The following is a 15,911-nucleotide window of genomic DNA, read 5'->3' on the forward strand; positions in this document are numbered from 1 at the left end:
GGTGGCGGCCCGGGAGTTCGGGCCGCCGTCGCCCCGGGGGGCCCGGCACCTCACAGGAGGTGGTCGAACTCCCCGTCCTTCGCGCCGGCGAGGAACGCCGCGACCTCGGCCGGTGTGTAGACCAGCGCGGGGCCGTCGGGATCACGGGAGTTGCGCAGCGCGACGCCGCCGCCCGCCAGTGAGGCCACTTCGACGCAGTTGCCCTCGGCGTTGCTGTGACGGCTCTTGACCCAGCGGGCGTCGAGCGAACTCGCCCGCACTCCGTTCTGCACTGGTGGCACCGCAGTCTCCTTGCTGTTCACGATCTGTGCCGGGCGCCGTGCCCGGCCGTGCGGGGCGGGACGGGGGCGCGCAACCGCAACCCCCGTGGCCCCACCCAATCTTCGCGCAATTTCTCGTGCAATTGCACGCGGACGCCTTCAGCGTGGATAATAGCCGTGGCGTCAACCCCCGCGGTTGCGCCCCGTCTTGACGTCGCATCAAGGAGATGCCGTGTCGTCACCTGCGAATCACGTGCTCCGGCCGCCGAGCCAGGCTGTGCCGGAGGTGGGTGATGCGGGCCCGGCCGGTGCGACCTCGGGGCGGCCCGGCTCCGCCCACCCGCAGCGGCGGCCACCGGTGCTGGGCCCCTTCGTCTCCGCCGCGCTGCTCGTCCGATGCAGTGCGGAGGGGTTCGCCCGGGCCCGCGCCTTCACCCGCGAGACGCTGAGCGGCTGGTCCCTGGACCACCGCAGCGACGACGCCACCCTCGTGATCACCGAACTCGCGGCCAACGCCGTGGCCCACGCGGTCCTCAGACCCGCGGCGGGCGGTGCCCCCGAGGTGTGGCTGGGGTTGTCCTTCGGCCCCGCCCATCTGCTGGTGACCGTCTCCGACCCCGGTGACGAGCCGCCCGCGTACACCCCCTGCGACGCCTCCGCCCTGCGGGAGCACGGCCGGGGCCTGTACATCGTCGACGCCCTGGCCCAGGAGTGGGGCTGGACCTCACGGCCCCCCGCCGGCAAGACCGTCTGGGCCAGGCTGTCGACCTCCCCTCCTCCCTGACATGACCGCGGAAAGGTTTCACGCCATGCGCACCGCTCCGGACCAGCCGAGCAACGAGCGCACCAGCTGCCCCGTGCCCACGACCGGGGTGGCGCGGACCACGCCCCTCGCGGCGCTGAGCCGGGTGCCCTGGGGCGAGATCCAGGACTCCACCGGCTGCGCCGCGGCCATCCCCCTGCTCCTCAACAGCGTGGCCTGGGGGGATCCCGAGACCGCCGGCGCCGCCCTCGGCGACCTGCGCAGGCGCATCTGCCAGTACGGCTTCGTCGTCGAGCAGGCCACCGCCGCCACCGTCCCCTTCCTCTGGGAGCTGGCCCAACTGCCCCAGGTGACCTGCCGGGCAGAGATCATCCAGCTGCTCAGGAGCATCGCCGGCGCCCGCCAGTGGGAGAGCACGGCGGCCGTCTATCCCAAGCTGCTCAACCACCGGGAGAACCCGGTGGTGTGGGAGCGCCGGGCCCGCCAGGCCGTCCGCGCCAAGAGCGGCGCCCTCGAGCGGCTGATGGCCGACGACGACAGTGAGATCGCCCACGCCACCACGGAACTCGCCCGCACCCTGGACGAGTAGGAGTGCTCGTGGTCGAGCGGTCCTGCCGGCGACGAGGCCGTCGTCGGTGGGCCTTCCGGCTGCCGAGTCGAGGGCAAGCGCTTTCCCCCCTCGTCGCCAAGGAGTACACCAGGCGGCGGCGATGTGCGGACGGACCACCTTCGTGGTCGCGCACCGACTGTCGACCGTGCGAAGCGCCGACCGGATCGTGGTGATGTGGAGGTCCGGATCCTGGAGACGGCACCTACGAGGAACTCCTGCGCCGCGGCGGCCTACACCGCGCTGCACGCCGGACAGGTCGCCTGAGACCCGCCCGCCGAACCTCAGGCCACGCTGCTCCGAGGCACCCGGCGAGGGCAGGTCGAGTCGTGGTCGGTGCCGCAGCTGGTCCACCAGCGTTCACAGCACGCGGTGTCGAGCTCGGCACGGACGATGTCGTCGGCAGCCCCCGTACCGGGGCCGTCGGCCCTTACGCGCATTTCGGCCAGAGTGCGCCGCTGGTCCTGGAGCACGCTCTCGCGCACGACCGCGATGACCGGGACCAGGCTCGCGGCGGCGAACAGACACGCGGCCCACGACGGGCCCTGGCGCAGCGCCAGGAGCGCGGTCCAGGCGAGTCCGGTGCTCGTCGCGAGATAGAGGGCACTGAGGAGACCTGCGGAGCGGTTCATGGGCGTATACCGTTCATGGTGCGAGGGATGCCCCTTGTTCAACGGTTTGCGGCTCTTGGGGAAGCGGGTCCGCCCGCACGGTATTGCGCCAATCGCGTGCCGGGGAGCGGCGGACGGGATTGGGCCGGTGCAGAGGGGGCATACGCAGCGAAAAATTCTAGAGAGGGGCGCTTCGTGCTCGTTCCGGACCCGAAGACCGTCAGAACCCTGCTGACCCGCTATGCGTCACTGAGGATCGCCCAGGCGGAGAGGGAGAGTCAGGCGAGGGCTCGTGAGCTGGCGGACGTCAGTTACACACTGTGCGTGATGATGTGCACCACCGACGTACGGGAAGCGGTCGCCAGGGCCGACGCACTGCTGCCGGCCGCCGACTGCGCGGACCCGCACGGTGAGGGCACCCTGCCGCTGGCGGGGTGAGAGACCACGCCGGACCCGGCGGGCGGTCAGGAGCGTGCCGCCGCCGGGACGGCGTCCTTCGCGTGGAAGGCCGCGCGGTACGCCTGCGGGGTGGTGCCGACGACCCGGCGGAACCGTTCCCGGAACGCCGTGGGGGAGCCGAACCCCGCCTGCCGCGCGATCCGTTCGACCGGGTGGCCGCTGTTCTCCAGCAGGTACTGGGCCCGCCGCACCCGGGCCCGCAGCAGCCACTGCAGAGGCGTGCTGCCCGTCTGCTCCCGGAAACGACGGCTGAAGGTGCGCTCGCTCATCCCCGAACGGGCCGCCATCGCCCCGAGGGTGATCTCGTGGGCCAGGTTGTCCTCGATCCACTCCAGCAGCGGCTCCAGCGTCGAACCCCGGGGCACGGGCGGATGGTCGTACACGATGAACTGGGCCTGTCCGCCCTCCCGTTCGAGCGGCATCACCGACATCCGGGCGGCATGCGCGGCGACCGCCGAGCCCAGGTCCCGGCGGATCATGTGCAGACACATGTCGAGGGCCGCGGCCGCGCCCGCGGAGGTCAGGATCCGACCGTTGTCGACGTAGAGCACGTCCGGCTGGACCTCGACGGCGGGGAAGCGGCGCGCCAGGTCGTCCGCGGCCACCCAGTGGGTGGTGGCGCGCAGCCCGTCCAGGAGTCCGGCCTCCGCCAGGACGAACGCGCCCACGCACACGGACGCGATGCGGGTGCCGGCCGCCGCGGCCGTCCGCAGCGCCGAAAGGACCCGCAGTGAGGGCGGTGCGGCGGTGGGGGAGCAGCCCGGCACGATGATGGTGTCCGCCTCCGCGAGGGCTTCCAGTCCGTGTTCGACCCGCAGGGTGAAGCCGCCGTCCGCGCGGACCTCCGGTGACTCGGCGCACAGCCGGACCCGGTAGGCGGGACGGCCGTCAGGCAGCCGCGTCCAGTCGAACACCTGCATGGGCGCCGCCATGTCGAACGGCACCACATCGTCGAGGACCAGGATCGCCACGGAGTGCATGAACGCCACGATAGGCGGATTCCCGCCACCGTCACGACCAGGAGATGAGACAGAAGTCACTGCCGGGAGCGTTGGCGGGAATCCGTTGGAAGCTGTCGTTTCAGCCCCTGTGTGATCATCCGGCGGGTTCCTAGGGTGGGCGGGCACCGACCTCACCGGAGAAGGACACGCCACCCCATGACCAAGTTCCTGCTGGCTCTGCACGTCCTCGTCGCCATCGTCGCCGTGGGGCCGGTGACCGTCGCGGCCAGCATGTTCCCGCCCGCGGCCCGCCGGGCCCACGCGGAGGACGCCGGCGTCGGCACGGTACGGCTGCTGCACCGCATCTGCCGGGTCTACGCGGGCATCGGCGTCGCGGTCCCCGTCCTCGGGATCGCCACGGGAGCCGCGATGGGGGTCCTGGGCGACGCGTGGCTGACCACGTCCATGGCCCTGACGGCCGCGGCCGCCGGGATCCTCGCCGCCTTCGTCCTGCCCCGGCAGGGTGAACTGCTGGAGGAGTTGACCGGACGGGGCAGCATCGAACGCGGCGCCACCGTCCAACTGGCCATGTTCACCGGCATCTTCAACCTTCTGTGGGCGACCGTGACCATCCTGATGATCGTGCGTCCGGGGTCCACCACCGGAGCCTGACCGCCCGCGAGCCGTCAAGCCCGACGCCGGAATTCGTACGTCGGTGCGTTCGGGCGCCTAGACTCGGCAGCTGTGCCCATGCGCGTGGGCCCGCGAAAACGAAAGGCGCGTTGACGGGTGTTCCAGGATTCCCCCATCTACGACCGACTCGTCGCCGAGCGCGGCGACGTCCCCGCTCTAGCCCGCAGGGAGGCCGAGCGCGTACGCAGGGAACTGGAGTACGTCATGCGGCCGCTGCAGTCCTTCATGCCGCCACCCGTCCCCGACCGCCCGGCGCAGCCCGGTCAGGGATGGGTGCCCGCCCTTCCGCCCGCCGCCCCGCGGCCCTACTGACCCGGCCTCAGGACACCGTGGTGTCCGCGCCGTTGACACGTGCGCGCGGGTCCGCACCGGGCCGGGCCAGCCATTCGGCGATGGCTCCTGCGATCGGCTGGCCCGTGTCCACCTCGACGAAGCCGAACTGCCCCGACTGGTTGCACTCCAGGAACCACCAGGTCCCGTCCCCGTCCTCGGCGAAGTCGAAGGCCCCGTAGGCCAGTTCCGCCGCCCGGAGATAGTCCCGGACGGCCGCGGCCACCCGCGGCGGGACATCGGCGGGCTCCCAGGAGGAGGTGGACGGGGCGAAACGGACATCCACCTCGTCGTCGGCGCCTGTGGGCTTGCGGGCGGCCAGCATCGTCTCGCCCACGACGGTCAGGCGGATGTCGGCCCGTTTGGCCACCCGCCGTTGCAGCAGGGTCGGGCCGAACGCGACGGCCGCGAAATCGGCGTCGGGTGCGACCCGGCTGGTCGGGACCGCCCGCGGCGGATCCTGCGGGTGCGCGCCGGAGACCGGCTTGACCACCAGGTCGGGATAGCGCTCGGCGAACTCGCGGGCGGCCTGCGGGAACGTCGTCACGATCGTGGCCGGGACGGGCAGGCCGCAGCGCTGGGCGAGCCGCAGCTGCCAGGGCTTGTGACGGGCCCTGCGGGCCGCGTCGGGGTGGTTCATCCAGCGGGCGTCGCTGCCCCGGAGCATGCCGTACAGCGCCTGGGCGGACTCCTCGCTCAGCCAGTCGGAGGGCGCGGCCGCCCGTGCCGCGGGGGTGCCCGGACGGCGGACCCAGATCGAGCGCAGCCCGGAGATGCCCACCAGGCGGCCGCCGACCGACAGATGGCCGCGGAAGGTGCCGTGGACGTACTCCCCGGACAGTGCGACACCGTCGGTCAGGTCGGCAGGGTCGAGCCGGACCACCGGTACCCCCGTGGCGTTGAGGTGCACGACGACCATGTCGGCCGTCACGTCCTCTTCGCAGGTGAGAATCAACACGGTCATCGGACGCGGGCCGTGTTCAGTCGTCGAAGTGGGTCTTGGATCCCGCCGTGCTCGTGGTGGTCCCCAGTTCCCTCATCAGCGCGTGGTCGCGAGCCGCGACCCGGCCGTCCCTGAGCACGTTCAACTGCAGCCCGGAGTCGTAGACGTACGGAGTGGTCGCCTCCAACGTCGCTGCCGGACGTGCGTAGTTGAGCGCGAACGGTTGCATCGTCTCTCCCTCGCCGGTACTGCTCTCGCCGACGGCCTCTCCCCACGACGCCGTCAGGTCAGCCGACTTCCTTCGGCTTCCAGAGACTTATACGAATCGAACGAGTGATTGGTTTCCTTACACTGCGTAATCACGGTCGGCGGGACGTCTCCCGCTCCCGCCCGTCGAGCCGCAGCGCCGCCCGGTCGGCAGGGGAACCGCGCAGCGTGCGCAGGGCGAGCAGCAGGACACCGATGTCGTCGAGGTACACCGGGTCCGGCACCAGATCGGTGGGCAGTACGAAGTACAACAGGGCGCCCCAGAAGACCCAGCGGGGCCCGGTGGGCAGTCCCGCCCGCCGCAGACCGCGACGGGTTCTCACGAGCCGCACCAGCAGCCCCACGGCCACCGCGAGCGCCAGCGCCGCGAGCACCGCGGCGACGACGATCAGTGCTGTGGTCGAATCCACGGGCCGACCTCCTCCTCCGGGCGCCGAACGGCCCGCTCTCTGACGGATTCCCGTATCCGGTCCCCCTATGGCTCGCCGAGGGGCCGCACTCACACCCGTGGCTCATCCGAGTGGCACGCCGTCGGGTACCCGCTTACGAATGGGTCATCTCAATATCGCGGTCGCACGACGGGGGCGCGTAGGAGCGACCGCACTCTTTGTCTGGAGCAGAGCATGACCACCGGCCCGACAGCAGCTCACCCGAACGAACCCGCCATACCGATGGACCGGTCGTACGGCGATCCCGTCGGCGACCTGGTACGTGCCGCCGTGGCCGACCGCCCCCTGGAGGACGTCGTCCACCTGATCACCCTGATGGAACAGTCGCCCCAGTACGCGCATGCCACCGTGGCGGCCCTGCGTACCGTCGGCGTGGACCGGTCCGTGGAGGACGTCACCCGGCTGGTCGCCCTGCTGACCCGGCCGCCACGGGACGCGGACAGCGCCGACGAGGCGATCCGGGCCGCCGCCGAGTCCCGTCCCGTCGAGGACGTGACCCGTCTGGTGGCCCTGCTGAACCGGTCCGAACTCCAGCCGCACTGCGGGCAGGAGGCGGTGCGCGCGGCGGCGACCGGCCGACCCGTCGAGGAACTCGTCGAACTCATAGGGCGGTTGGCGGCGGAGACACCCCCGCAACCGTCGTACGAGGCGCACGATCCGTACGGCGAGGATTGGCGGACCGAACCGGAACTGCCGGGGCCGGGCGCCTTCCCGGCCCCGCCACCGCATCCGCCCGCGTCGGCGCTGACCCGCAGGACACCGGCCTGGCCGGGCTGGATCACCGCCCTGGCACTGCTGGTCTGCGGTGCCCTGTGCTTCCCGGCGCACCGGGACGGGACATCGCCGCAGGTGTACGGGTTCGCGCTCGGGGTGTCGGCCCTGTGCGTCCTGCTCGCCCTGCTGACGCTCCGGCCCGTCCTTCCGGTGCTGGCCCTCGCGGTCGTCGTACCGGCCGGGATCGCCGCGGGCCAGCTGCTCGACGGACGGTTCCGCTCGGCCGGTCTCGCCCGGGCCCTGGAACTTCCGCTCGCGCCGGCCTGGCTCGCGGGGACGGCGGCCGTGTGCGCCTCGCTGGCCGCGCTGACCGCGCTGGTGGTCCACCTCGCGTCCCCGGCACCTGCGAGGAGCGGCCCGACGGAGCGGCGGATCGTGGAGGCGCTCCGCGAGACGGCCGACGCTCCGCTGTCCCCGCAGCGTCCCTGAGAGCCGCTAGGAGCTGTCGCTTGCCCGCAGGCCGCTCAGTACGCGATCCGGTGTGAGGGGCAGCTCGCGCAGGCGTACGCCGGTGGCGTGGAAGACGGCGTTGCCGATCGCGGCGGCCGTTCCCACGATGCCGATCTCGCCGATGCCCTTGCTGCCCATGGGGTTGAGGCGGGTGTCGTCCTCGTCGATCCAGTGCGCCTCGATGTCGGGCACGTCGGCGTGCGTGGGCACGTGGTACGCGGCCAGATCCGACTCGGTGAAGTCGCCGAACGCGGCGTCCATCGTGCTGCCCTCGGTCAGTGCCATGCCGAGTCCCATGGTCATGCCGCCGACGAACTGGGAGCGCGCGGTACGGGCGTTCAGGATGTGCCCGGCCGCGTACACCCCGAGCAGCCGGCGCACCCGGGTCTCGCCGGTGACCGTGTCGACGGCGACCTCCGCGAAGTGGGCGCCGAAGGCGTGCCGGGCGAAAGGGCTGTCGGCGTCGGCCCGCCCGGCCGTGTCGGCACGGACCTCGATGCCCTCCGCGGGCAGCGGCCCTTCGGCCAGGCGCTCCGCGAGCCGGGCGCACGCCTCGTGCACCGCCCAGCCCCAGGACGCGGTGCCCGACGAGCCGCCGGCCAGTGACGCCGGGGGCAGTTCGCTGCTGCCCACCTCGGTCCGTACGCGGGCGACGGGCACGGCGAGCGCGTCCGCGGCGATCTGCGCGAGCACGGTCCGGGCGCCGGTGCCGATGTCGGTGGCGTTGATCCGGACGAGGAAGGTCCCGTCGGGCAGCGCCTGCGCCGCTGCCGTGGACGGCTGCGCCATGACGGGATAGACGGCGGCCGCCACCCCGGATCCCATCAGCAGCGGACCCTCGGCGCGGGAGCGCGGACGCGGGTCCCGTTCGGCCCAGCCAAAGCGCCGGGCGCCCTCGCGCAGACACTCGACCAGGTGCCTGCTGCTGAAGGGCTTGCCGCTGTCGGGCTCGGTGCCCGGCTCGTTGACGATCCTCAACTCCACCGGGTCCATGCCGAGTTCGGTGGCCAGCTCGTCCATCGCGGACTCCAGGGCGTACATGCCCGGAGCCTCGCCTGGGGCCCGCATCCAGGACGGAGTGGGCACGTCGAGCGGCGCCACTCGGTGCGCCGTACGGGAGTCGGGGGCGGCGTACATCACGCGTGCGGGCACCGCGGCCTGCTCCACGAACTCCTTGACGCGCGAGGTGTGGGTGGTGACCTCGTGGATCAGGGAGGTGAGCCGTCCGTCGGGGTGGGCACCGAGGCGCAGCCGGTGCAGGGTCGGGGCGCGGTGACCGACGACGGCGGGCAGGAAACGGCGGGGGAGCGCCAGGGTGACGGGCCGTCCGGTGTGCCGGGCCGCCATCGCGGCGAGCACCACGTCCGGGCGGGGCGTGCCCTTGGAGCCGAAACCGCCGCCCACGTGCTCGGCGCGAACGGTGACCTGGTCCTCCGGGAGGCCGAACAGCTGGGCCACGACGGAGCGTACGACCGTGGAGCCCTGGGTGGAGGTGTGCACGGTGAGCCGGCCGTCGTGCCACTCGGCCGTGGTCGCATGCGGTTCCATCGGGTGGTTGTGCAGCGGGGGCACCCGGTAGTCGGCGTCGATCCGGACCTGAGCGGACGCGAACGCGCCCTCGGGGTCGCCGTGTTCACGGCTTCCCGGGTATCCGCCGTTGGCCTGCTCGGGGGCGTACGCCTGCGGGTGCGTGGTGGTCAGGGTGACGTCGTGGTCCTCCACGGCGTAGTCGACGCAGACGGCGGCGGCACCGGCACGGGCGGCCTCCAGGGTCTCGCCCACCACCAGGGCGACGAACCAACCCCGGTGCGGGACACGGGTATCGCGCAGCACGGCGAGCGTGGGGTCCTCCGGCTCGGACAGCCTCGCCGCGTTCTCGTGGGTGAGCACGGCCAGGACCCCGGGCACGTCCAGAGCGGCCGCGGTGTCGATGCCGGTGACCCGGCCCCGTGCGATCGAGGCGGGCACGGGCCAGGCGTGCGCGCGGCCGGGAGCGGGCTGTTCGGCGGCGTAGCGGGCGGTGCCGGTGACCTTCTCCCGGCCCTCGCGGCGCTCGACGGGAGCACCCAGGGCGGTGGCGGCGGCTTGCACAGGGGCGTCCATTACGTCCTCCTCAGATCCTGTCGGCCGCGGTGAGACGGGTCAGGACGTCCAGGGCGAGCGAGCGCGCCAGGGGCACCTTGTAGCCGTTGTCCCGCAACGGCTCGGCGGCGGAGAGCTCCAGGTCGACCGCGTGCTCGAACGCGGCCGCCGTGGGCGCGGCGCCCAGCAGCGCCTGCTCGGCCCGCCGGGCCCGCCACGGCCGGTGCGCCAGCGCGCCGAAGGCGATCCCGGCATGGTCGACCACCCCGTCCGTCACCCGCACCACGGCGGCCACCGAGGCGAGGGCGAAGGCGTACGACGCCCGGTCCCTGGCCTTGCGATAGGCGGACGGCAGGCCGGCCGGCGCCGCGGGCAGCAGCACTGCGGTGACGAGTTCTCCGGGGAGGATCTCGGTGTCCCGCTCGGGGTGGTCCCCCGGCAGCCGGTGGAGGTCGGCCACGGGCACGCTCCGGGCGCCCTCGGTGCCGTACAGCTCCACGCGGGCGTCCAGCGCGGCGAGCGCGACGGCCATGTCCGAGGGGTGCGTGGCGATGCAGTGCGGGGAGTGCCCGAGCACCGCGTGGTCCCGGTGCACGCCCTCGCGTGCGCCGCAACCGCTGCCCGGTGCGCGTTTGTTGCAGGGTTTGGACAGGTCCTGGAAGTAGGGGCAGCGGGTGCGCTGGAGCAGGTTGCCGCCCGTGGTGGCCGCGTTGCGCAGCTGCCCCGAGGCGCCCGCGAGCAGGGCCTGGGAGAGGGCGGGGTAGCGGGTGCGGACGGCCGGATGGGCCGCCAGGTCGCTGTTGCGGACCGTCGCGCCGACGCGCAGTGAGCCGTCCGGGAGCTCGTGGACCTCGTCCAGGGGCAGCCGGCTGACGTCGACGAGCACGTCCGGCTGTTCGACGCCGAGCTTCATCAGGTCGACCAGGTTGGTGCCGCCGCCGAGGTAGCGGGCGCCGGGGCGGGCGGCGAAGAGCTCCGCCGCCTCTTCGGGGCTGGAGGCCCGTACGTAGTCGAAGGTCTTCACCGGATCACGTCCTCGACCGCGTCGACGATGCGTGGATAGGCGCCGCAGCGGCACAGGTTGCCGCTGAGCCGCTCGCGGATCTCGTCCCGGTCCAGCGGTACGGAACGGCCGGCGGGCGCGTCGCCGGTGACGTGCGAGGGGTGGCCCGCCGCGGCCTCGTCGAGCATGCCGAGCGCCGAGCAGAGCTGGCCGGGGGTGCAGTAGCCGCACTGGAAGGCGTCGCGGTCCAGGAAGGCCCGCTGCAGGGGATGCAGTTCCTCCCCGTCGGCGAGGCCCTCGACGGTGCGGACCTCGCTGCCGTCCAGGGCGACCGCGAGCAGCAGACAGCTGTTGACGCGGCGCCCGTCCACCAGGACCGTGCAGGCGCCGCACTGACCGTGGTCGCAGCCCTTCCTGGCACCCCACAGGTCCAGGTCCTCGCGCAGGACGTCGAGCAGGACACGCCGGTGGTCGACGAGGAGGGTGTGGGGTGTGCCGTTGACCGTGAGCTTCGTCTCCGAGCAGGTGGCACTGTCGTTGTTCTCGCCGCTCATGATGACGGTGACCTTCCGGACGGACCGAGGGGCTGTCCCCCTCGCGTATCCACAGCGGGCGCTCCGACACCTCCCGCCACCCAGGGAAAGGGCTCCGCCTAGGCTGGTGTCATGAACACCGACGTGCTGCGCGCCGCCTACGAGGCCTTCGCGGCCGTGGTACGCCCGCTCGACGACGAGGAGTCCTGGCGGCCCACCGGCTGCACGGGCTGGGCGGTGCGCGACCTGGTCTTCCACTGTGCCGGAGACGCCCAGCGGGCCCTGGTCGCCCTGCACACGCCCGCGTCCGGGCCGCCCGACCGGGACGCGGTGACCTACTGGCGGGACTGGGCGCCGGACCCGGTCGGCGCGGCGAACGGCCGGCGCTTCAACCGGGTGAGCGCCGGCATGTTCCTCGACTTCCGCCAGCTGCGCGACCTGTACCTGGAGACCGCCGCGGCCACCGTGCACGCCGCCGCCGGCACCCGGCCGGATCTGCGGGTCGCCACGCAGGGGCACGTGCTGACGGCCGGGGACCTCGTGCACACCCTGGTCGTCGAGGCCACCGTCCACCACCTCGACCTCGTCATCGACCTGCCGGCCGCGCCGGGCCCCTCACCTGCCGGGCTGGCCGTGGTGCGTGCCACCCTCGACGGTCTTCTCGGGCGGCCCGTTCCGCTCGACTGGAGCGACGAGCACTACGCCCGCGCCGCCACCGGACGCACGCCGCTCACGGACCCCGAACGCCGTGCCCTCGGCGCGGACGCGGACCGCTTCCCGCTCTTCAGCTGATCTGCCGGTCCTGGTCCTGGTCCTCGTCACGGGCCGGGGGCCGCAGGGTGCCCTTCCAGCGCCCGAACGTCCTGGACAGCTGCTGCAACGGCGAGGTGGCCTCCGGATCCGTCCGGGGCTCCGGTGCCGGGGCGTTCTCGCGGTAGATCGCCAGGGCCTCGTTCGCCCGCTCGGCGGCCTCCCGGTACAGGTCCCGGGACTTCGTCATGGCCTCCAGCGCCTCGGCGTACATCGCCACGAGCGCCCGTTCGCGTGCGAGTTCCTCCTCCAGCGTCAAGAGCTGCCACTGCTCCCGCAGCGCGGTCACGGCCGCCTCGGCGCCCTTGGGGAGCGGCTTGGGCATCGCGGCGTACCGCGTCACGGTCGCGATCAGCTCGGTGGGCTCCGAGCCGTCGAGGAACACATTGCGTACGGAGAAGTCCTGGCCGTCGTAGCCGGATGGCACCGGCGTCCCGGGCAGCACCACGGCGCCGCCGCGCGGCACCTCCACGCCGAACTCCTTCACCGCCCAGTTCAGGACCCGCAGCTGGTGCGGCTGCGCCCGGTGCTCGACGATCCGGTGGCGCAGGCTCGGCGGCAGCATGTCCGCCAGCGGGCGGCGGCCGCTCGCGCCGGGGGTCATGGCCTCGTGGACGACGACATGCACCGCCCAGCTGCCGCGCACGGCCTGGCGGAGCACCCGCCGTACGTCCTTGTCCTCCTCGGGCAGCATGCTCAGGTCCCTCAGGCGCAGCCCCGTGGCGGCGTCCCGGTCCCAGAAGACGTCGTCGCCGTCGGGCCAGAACATGGTCGCGGGCGAGGGCCATCGCAGGTCCCACGGCTGCTCGGCCTCGGCCGCCAGCACCCACTCCTGTCCGCCGCTGGACACGGGGGCGAGCGAGAGACGGGCCCGGACGGTCACCTCGTCGGCGACCCGCCAGCGGACCTCGAAGATCCGCTCCGGGGCGTCCCCGGTCTCGGACGGCTCCTGGAAGTCGTCGAGGGTCGCGCTCTCCTTCAGTCGCTCCAGGTTTCGGCGCAGGACGTCGGCCGCATCGGATCCGAGGTGGCGGCCGTGGGCCAGCCAGACGGTGGAAGGTGCCGTGGGGTCTGCCGTGGGAGTGCTTGACATGGGTCCATCTGTGAGAAGGAGTGGTGCGTGCCAGGTCCAAGTATCGTCGTCGCCGGCCCGTACGGGCCAGGCGGGTCCGGCAGGCGGACACGCCCGGCGTGCGGCGCCCGCCGACACGGCCCACTCACCGTGATCTGCCCGCGCACACGGGGCGCACAAGCTCCGCACAGAGCAACCGCGGTTCACTCGTGCCCGGTTCGCGGTCCGGCACGCCAAAATGACCTCTCGAACAGGGCCCGCCCACCATCCGCATTGGGGCGAGCCCTGTTCGCCGTTCCGCGCACTCCCGCGATTTCGGCCAGGAGGCCTTCGTGCCGTGACCGCATAGCTTCGCCGGGGTGGTGGATGGAGCGGTTGGATGGGCGGGGACGTCCGTTCCGATCGTTGGAGGTGTAGTGGCCGAGCCTGTGCGGGCGCAGCCGCCAGCGCGGAATCCGACCGCTGGGCGGAGGGCCGAAACGCTTTGCTTGATCAATCCCGCCACGTCTATCGTGCCGACGATCGGAGCGGGCGTCCCTCGAATGGCGCCTGGAGCGTAGGGGGAGCGATCGTCGTGGGTGTCCTCGTCAGGATCAGGGGTTGGCTGGAGTGCGATGATCGGCAGCTTGCCCAAGTCAGGGAGATCGTTGAATCGGACGATCCTGATCGGACGTACAGCGGTGGCTGGGCTTTTCCCCCGGGGCAGTACAACTTCGTCAACTGGGTCTTCTTCGGGGCCGAAATGCGCGCTCAGTCCGTCGACTGGTTTCTGGAGCGACTACGGAGCGTGGCGCGCATTCCAGCCTCCGATGACGACAATGACCTGATCACCGGTCTGTTCATCGTCAGCCACGAGGTCGACGGCATGAGTGAGTGGCAGGTCCGCGACGGCATCGTGGTGATCCGAGCCGCGAGTGGGGCGTATCAGTTCCTCGACGAGTAGGGCTGGCGGTCTGCTGGTGAGAAGCCATTCTCACTTCCACACGCCTGGGCCCCTCCGCCTCTTCAGTGGACCGGCGGCCCTGATCTCCTGGCAGGCACCGCGGCCACTCCAAGCGTCCCTGCATCCAACCAGAGCGGGAGCTATCGGCGCGGCCCAACCCGGCAGACCATCCCGGTCACATGACTAGGGCGTCCCGCGCGAGGTCGAGGACCTCTCCGAGGGGTCCGTGCAGATGTGCGTCGGCACCTCTACGGCGTACTGGACCGGCTCACCGCCGACGGACTGATCGTGCTGGACCGCGAGGAGGTGCAGTCGGGCAGGCCCCGGCGCTACTACCGTCTCACCGACGGGGGTACCGCGGCCCTGGCCGCCGAGGCGGAGCGGCCGGCCGCCGGAGCGAGCGCCGCCAAGAAGAGGATCGCCGAGGGACGCCGTACCTCCGAAGGCGGTCCCGGAACGACCGACGTGCCCGCCGCGGGGCCCGGACTCGCCGGAGGTCTGGCATGACGACGCTGCTCGAAGCCTGTTACCGCGCCGTCCGGCTACAGGCGGTGTCCGCCGTGGTCGACCGGGTCCTGGGGTTGACCTGGGCGTCGACCCGTGGCGGGAGTGAGTGGGACAAGTTCACGGACGGTTTTGCGGGCCACGGAGTGTGGGCCGGTGCCGGTGCGGTCGCCCAGTGGTTCCTGCCGCTGCTGTGGACAGTCGCCTACTTCGCCCTCCTCCGCGACCACCGCCGCCTCGCCCAGGTCTCCGCGCTCGTCGCGGCCCTGCCGACCCTCTGGCCGCCGGCCGATCTCCGGGCCCGTGACTTCGTGCCCTCGGACTCCGCCTACGTCGTCGCGGCCGCCGTGCTGGCCTGGGCGCCGGCGCGCGTCGCGGCCCACCACCGCGACGCGCCCGCAGCGGCTCTCCCCGCGGGCGCGCCCGGTCTGGTCCTCGCCGCCTGCTGTGTGCTGATGGGCGGCTCCGTCGTGGCGCTGCCCGGCGGGATCGACACTGTCTGGGCGCTCGTCACGTGCCACCCCGTGACGGCCCTCGCCTGGCTGCTGTACCGCGCGCGGGGCGAGCACCGCGTCCCCGCCGAAGAGGCCGCCGCTCTCGCGGCCCTGGGGCTGCTCCTGCTGGCCGTCCGGCCGCGGTCTGCCCGTGGCTCGACGTCCTGCCCGGGGCGCTGCGTGTGGGTGTCCTGACCCAGGCGGCGGCCCTGGTCGCCCTGACCGCCGCGCTGGCCGCCGTGAGCGGACGTGACCTGGTCAGCCGTGGTACGTGATGTACCCGTTGCCGTCCCGGTCGTCGGCGCTCGCGGTGTACGCGTGGGTGTCGGCGTGCGCGCCCGAGGGCTTGTAGAGGTAGATCGTGTCCTTGTCGTTGTTCCAGATGAAGTTGCAGTTGTTGCGGTAGACGACGTTGTTCCCGTCGGAGTCGGTGCCGTGGCCGCCGCGCAGCTTCACATAGTCGCCGGGCTGGAGCGTGTGGTTCTTCGTGAACGTGAACTTGTTGCCGGTGGCGTCCTTGACCACGTAGCCCTTGAGGTTCACCGTCGCGGTCCTCGAGTAGTTCTTGATCGTCAGGTACTCCTCGTCGGTGTTGCCGGTGGTGCAGCTGTTGGAGTCCCGGCCCGGGGCGTCGTACTGGACGCCCTTGATCTTCAGCGCCGACGAGTACTCGGCGGCGTGGGCCGGGACCGCGGTCAGCACGGTCAGCGCACCTGCGGCCGCGACGACGGCTATGTGTCCTCTGCGCATGGAAAAGCCCCCCTGTGAAGGTCTGGTGAAGAGGACCTGGAGCGTATACAACGCGGAGCACCAAGGGGGGCTTTTCGGTTGAATCAGTAACCTACTCGGAATGTGGCGTCCTGCTTTTCCGTCGTCGTGGACACCGGGTCGATGCGCAGGACGTAGTTGGAGTGGCGGATGTA

Annotated in this window: 22 protein-coding genes and 1 pseudogene; 11 read left to right on the forward strand and 12 right to left on the reverse strand. The window is 72.2% G+C overall.

The window, feature by feature from the left end:
- Positions 1 to 50: 50 nt before the first annotated feature.
- The gene (locus tag ACFVYN_RS00990; RefSeq protein WP_389990667.1) at positions 51 to 281 is read right to left on the reverse strand and encodes a DUF397 domain-containing protein; all 231 of its coding nucleotides are present in this window, start codon (positions 279 to 281) and stop codon (positions 51 to 53) included.
- A gap of 211 nt (positions 282 to 492) precedes the next feature.
- On the opposite strand from ACFVYN_RS00990, the gene ACFVYN_RS00995 reads away from it, so the two are divergent.
- The 3 genes and pseudogenes from ACFVYN_RS00995 to ACFVYN_RS01005 all read left to right on the forward strand — a co-directional run.
- The gene (locus tag ACFVYN_RS00995; protein ID WP_389990669.1) at positions 493 to 1,044 is read left to right on the forward strand and encodes an ATP-binding protein; all 552 of its coding nucleotides are present in this window, start codon (positions 493 to 495) and stop codon (positions 1,042 to 1,044) included.
- 25 nt (positions 1,045 to 1,069) lie between these two features.
- A complete protein-coding gene (locus ACFVYN_RS01000; RefSeq protein WP_389990671.1) occupies positions 1,070 to 1,612 on the forward strand; it encodes a hypothetical protein in 543 nt (180 codons plus the stop codon).
- 121 nt (positions 1,613 to 1,733) lie between these two features.
- A pseudogene (locus ACFVYN_RS01005) lies at positions 1,734 to 1,897 on the forward strand (ABC transporter ATP-binding protein); the annotation flags it as partial.
- Between the two features lie 17 nt (positions 1,898 to 1,914).
- On the opposite strand, the gene ACFVYN_RS01010 reads toward ACFVYN_RS01005, so the two are convergent.
- Positions 1,915 to 2,262: a hypothetical protein gene (locus ACFVYN_RS01010; protein ID WP_389990673.1), complete on the reverse strand. Its 348-nt coding sequence runs from the start codon at positions 2,260 to 2,262 to the stop codon at positions 1,915 to 1,917.
- A gap of 174 nt (positions 2,263 to 2,436) precedes the next feature.
- Here ACFVYN_RS01010 and ACFVYN_RS01015 point away from each other — a divergent pair, with 174 nt between their 5' ends.
- On the forward strand, positions 2,437 to 2,679 hold the full coding sequence (locus ACFVYN_RS01015) for a DUF5133 domain-containing protein (RefSeq protein WP_389990675.1): 243 nt from the start codon (positions 2,437 to 2,439) through the stop codon (positions 2,677 to 2,679).
- 26 nt (positions 2,680 to 2,705) lie between these two features.
- Here ACFVYN_RS01015 and ACFVYN_RS01020 read toward each other — a convergent pair whose 3' ends face one another.
- On the reverse strand, positions 2,706 to 3,680 hold the full coding sequence (locus ACFVYN_RS01020; RefSeq protein ID WP_389990677.1) for a GlxA family transcriptional regulator: 975 nt from the start codon (positions 3,678 to 3,680) through the stop codon (positions 2,706 to 2,708).
- Between the two features lie 177 nt (positions 3,681 to 3,857).
- Between ACFVYN_RS01020 and ACFVYN_RS01025 the strand changes: the two genes are divergently transcribed.
- The gene (locus ACFVYN_RS01025; protein ID WP_389990679.1) at positions 3,858 to 4,313 is read left to right on the forward strand and encodes a hypothetical protein; all 456 of its coding nucleotides are present in this window, start codon (positions 3,858 to 3,860) and stop codon (positions 4,311 to 4,313) included.
- A gap of 117 nt (positions 4,314 to 4,430) precedes the next feature.
- Positions 4,431 to 4,646 carry a hypothetical protein gene (locus ACFVYN_RS01030; RefSeq protein WP_389990681.1) on the forward strand — a complete coding sequence of 72 codons (216 nt, stop codon included), beginning with the start codon at positions 4,431 to 4,433 and terminating at the stop codon, positions 4,644 to 4,646.
- A 7-nt stretch (positions 4,647 to 4,653) separates the two neighbouring features.
- Here ACFVYN_RS01030 and tgmB read toward each other — a convergent pair whose 3' ends face one another.
- From tgmB to ACFVYN_RS01045, 3 genes are all read right to left on the reverse strand, one after another.
- Positions 4,654 to 5,628 (reverse strand): ATP-grasp ribosomal peptide maturase, encoded by a 975-nt coding sequence (tgmB, locus tag ACFVYN_RS01035; protein WP_389990685.1) that lies wholly within the window; start codon positions 5,626 to 5,628, stop codon positions 4,654 to 4,656.
- A gap of 16 nt (positions 5,629 to 5,644) precedes the next feature.
- Positions 5,645 to 5,836: a putative ATP-grasp-modified RiPP gene (gene tgmA, locus ACFVYN_RS01040; protein WP_352385061.1), complete on the reverse strand. Its 192-nt coding sequence runs from the start codon at positions 5,834 to 5,836 to the stop codon at positions 5,645 to 5,647.
- A gap of 130 nt (positions 5,837 to 5,966) precedes the next feature.
- A complete protein-coding gene (locus tag ACFVYN_RS01045; protein ID WP_389990688.1) occupies positions 5,967 to 6,284 on the reverse strand; it encodes a YkvA family protein in 318 nt (105 codons plus the stop codon).
- Positions 6,285 to 6,497: 213 nt separating this feature from the next.
- Between ACFVYN_RS01045 and ACFVYN_RS01050 the strand changes: the two genes are divergently transcribed.
- On the forward strand, positions 6,498 to 7,526 hold the full coding sequence (locus tag ACFVYN_RS01050) for a hypothetical protein (protein WP_389990690.1): 1,029 nt from the start codon (positions 6,498 to 6,500) through the stop codon (positions 7,524 to 7,526).
- A 6-nt stretch (positions 7,527 to 7,532) separates the two neighbouring features.
- On the opposite strand, the gene ACFVYN_RS01055 is transcribed toward ACFVYN_RS01050, so the two are convergent.
- Genes ACFVYN_RS01055 through ACFVYN_RS01065 form a run of 3 tightly spaced genes read right to left on the reverse strand, consistent with a single transcriptional unit; the run spans position 7,533 to position 11,186 of the window.
- Positions 7,533 to 9,650, reverse strand: a complete 2,118-nt coding sequence (locus ACFVYN_RS01055; protein WP_389990692.1) for a xanthine dehydrogenase family protein molybdopterin-binding subunit — start codon at positions 9,648 to 9,650, stop codon at positions 7,533 to 7,535.
- Positions 9,651 to 9,660: 10 nt separating this feature from the next.
- Positions 9,661 to 10,653, reverse strand: a complete 993-nt coding sequence (locus ACFVYN_RS01060; protein WP_389990694.1) for an FAD binding domain-containing protein — start codon at positions 10,651 to 10,653, stop codon at positions 9,661 to 9,663.
- Complete coding sequence (locus tag ACFVYN_RS01065; RefSeq protein ID WP_389990696.1) at positions 10,650 to 11,186, reverse strand: (2Fe-2S)-binding protein; 537 nt, start codon at positions 11,184 to 11,186, stop codon at positions 10,650 to 10,652. Before ACFVYN_RS01065 ends, ACFVYN_RS01060 begins: the two co-directional genes overlap by 4 nt.
- Before the next feature lie 111 nt (positions 11,187 to 11,297).
- Here ACFVYN_RS01065 and ACFVYN_RS01070 point away from each other — a divergent pair, with 111 nt between their 5' ends.
- A complete protein-coding gene (locus tag ACFVYN_RS01070; RefSeq protein ID WP_389990698.1) occupies positions 11,298 to 11,957 on the forward strand; it encodes a maleylpyruvate isomerase N-terminal domain-containing protein in 660 nt (219 codons plus the stop codon).
- Here the strand turns inward: ACFVYN_RS01070 and ACFVYN_RS01075 are convergent.
- Positions 11,950 to 13,068: a hypothetical protein gene (locus tag ACFVYN_RS01075; protein WP_389990700.1), complete on the reverse strand. Its 1,119-nt coding sequence runs from the start codon at positions 13,066 to 13,068 to the stop codon at positions 11,950 to 11,952. The two genes, ACFVYN_RS01070 and ACFVYN_RS01075, sit on opposite strands and share 8 nt — an antisense overlap.
- A 553-nt stretch (positions 13,069 to 13,621) precedes the next feature.
- Here ACFVYN_RS01075 and ACFVYN_RS01080 point away from each other — a divergent pair.
- The 3 genes from ACFVYN_RS01080 to ACFVYN_RS01090 all read left to right on the forward strand — a co-directional run bounded on the left by ACFVYN_RS01080 (position 13,622) and on the right by ACFVYN_RS01090 (position 15,183).
- A complete protein-coding gene (locus tag ACFVYN_RS01080) occupies positions 13,622 to 13,990 on the forward strand; it encodes a hypothetical protein (RefSeq protein WP_389990702.1) in 369 nt (122 codons plus the stop codon).
- A 234-nt stretch (positions 13,991 to 14,224) separates the two neighbouring features.
- Entirely contained in the window at positions 14,225 to 14,497 is a 273-nt protein-coding gene (locus ACFVYN_RS01085; protein WP_389990704.1) for a PadR family transcriptional regulator, read from the forward strand.
- Positions 14,494 to 15,183, forward strand: a complete 690-nt coding sequence (locus ACFVYN_RS01090; RefSeq protein WP_389990706.1) for a hypothetical protein — start codon at positions 14,494 to 14,496, stop codon at positions 15,181 to 15,183. The genes ACFVYN_RS01085 and ACFVYN_RS01090 overlap by 4 nt, the downstream gene beginning before the upstream one ends.
- A 63-nt stretch (positions 15,184 to 15,246) precedes the next feature.
- Here the strand turns inward: ACFVYN_RS01090 and ACFVYN_RS01095 are convergent, their stop codons facing one another.
- Together ACFVYN_RS01095 and ACFVYN_RS01100 are read right to left on the reverse strand one after the other, a co-directional pair.
- Complete coding sequence (locus ACFVYN_RS01095; protein WP_389990708.1) at positions 15,247 to 15,738, reverse strand: lamin tail domain-containing protein; 492 nt, start codon at positions 15,736 to 15,738, stop codon at positions 15,247 to 15,249.
- A gap of 83 nt (positions 15,739 to 15,821) precedes the next feature.
- A partial coding sequence (locus tag ACFVYN_RS01100; protein WP_389990997.1) for an AbfB domain-containing protein occupies positions 15,822 to 15,911 on the reverse strand: 90 nt, incomplete at its 5' end.

The organism is Streptomyces sp. NPDC058307, assembly GCF_042880295.1.
GTDB lineage: Bacteria > Actinomycetota > Actinomycetes > Streptomycetales > Streptomycetaceae > Streptomyces.

Coding starts and splice junctions, on each gene's coding strand:
- ACFVYN_RS01020 (WP_389990677.1), bottom strand. CDS start 3,680: ATGCACTCCGTGGCGATCCTGGTCCTCGACGATGTGGTGCCGTTCGAC.
- ACFVYN_RS01055 (WP_389990692.1), bottom strand. CDS start 9,650: ATGGACGCCCCTGTGCAAGCCGCCGCCACCGCCCTGGGTGCTCCCGTC.
- ACFVYN_RS01095 (WP_389990708.1), bottom strand. CDS start 15,738: ATGCGCAGAGGACACATAGCCGTCGTCGCGGCCGCAGGTGCGCTGACC.
- ACFVYN_RS01075 (WP_389990700.1), bottom strand. CDS start 13,068: ATGTCAAGCACTCCCACGGCAGACCCCACGGCACCTTCCACCGTCTGG.
- ACFVYN_RS01065 (WP_389990696.1), bottom strand. CDS start 11,186: ATGAGCGGCGAGAACAACGACAGTGCCACCTGCTCGGAGACGAAGCTC.
- ACFVYN_RS01090 (WP_389990706.1), top strand. CDS start 14,494: ATGACGACGCTGCTCGAAGCCTGTTACCGCGCCGTCCGGCTACAGGCG.
- tgmA (WP_352385061.1), bottom strand. CDS start 5,836: ATGCAACCGTTCGCGCTCAACTACGCACGTCCGGCAGCGACGTTGGAG.
- ACFVYN_RS01025 (WP_389990679.1), top strand. CDS start 3,858: ATGACCAAGTTCCTGCTGGCTCTGCACGTCCTCGTCGCCATCGTCGCC.
- ACFVYN_RS01050 (WP_389990690.1), top strand. CDS start 6,498: ATGACCACCGGCCCGACAGCAGCTCACCCGAACGAACCCGCCATACCG.
- tgmB (WP_389990685.1), bottom strand. CDS start 5,628: ATGACCGTGTTGATTCTCACCTGCGAAGAGGACGTGACGGCCGACATG.
- ACFVYN_RS01070 (WP_389990698.1), top strand. CDS start 11,298: ATGAACACCGACGTGCTGCGCGCCGCCTACGAGGCCTTCGCGGCCGTG.
- ACFVYN_RS01010 (WP_389990673.1), bottom strand. CDS start 2,262: ATGAACCGCTCCGCAGGTCTCCTCAGTGCCCTCTATCTCGCGACGAGC.
- ACFVYN_RS01000 (WP_389990671.1), top strand. CDS start 1,070: ATGCGCACCGCTCCGGACCAGCCGAGCAACGAGCGCACCAGCTGCCCC.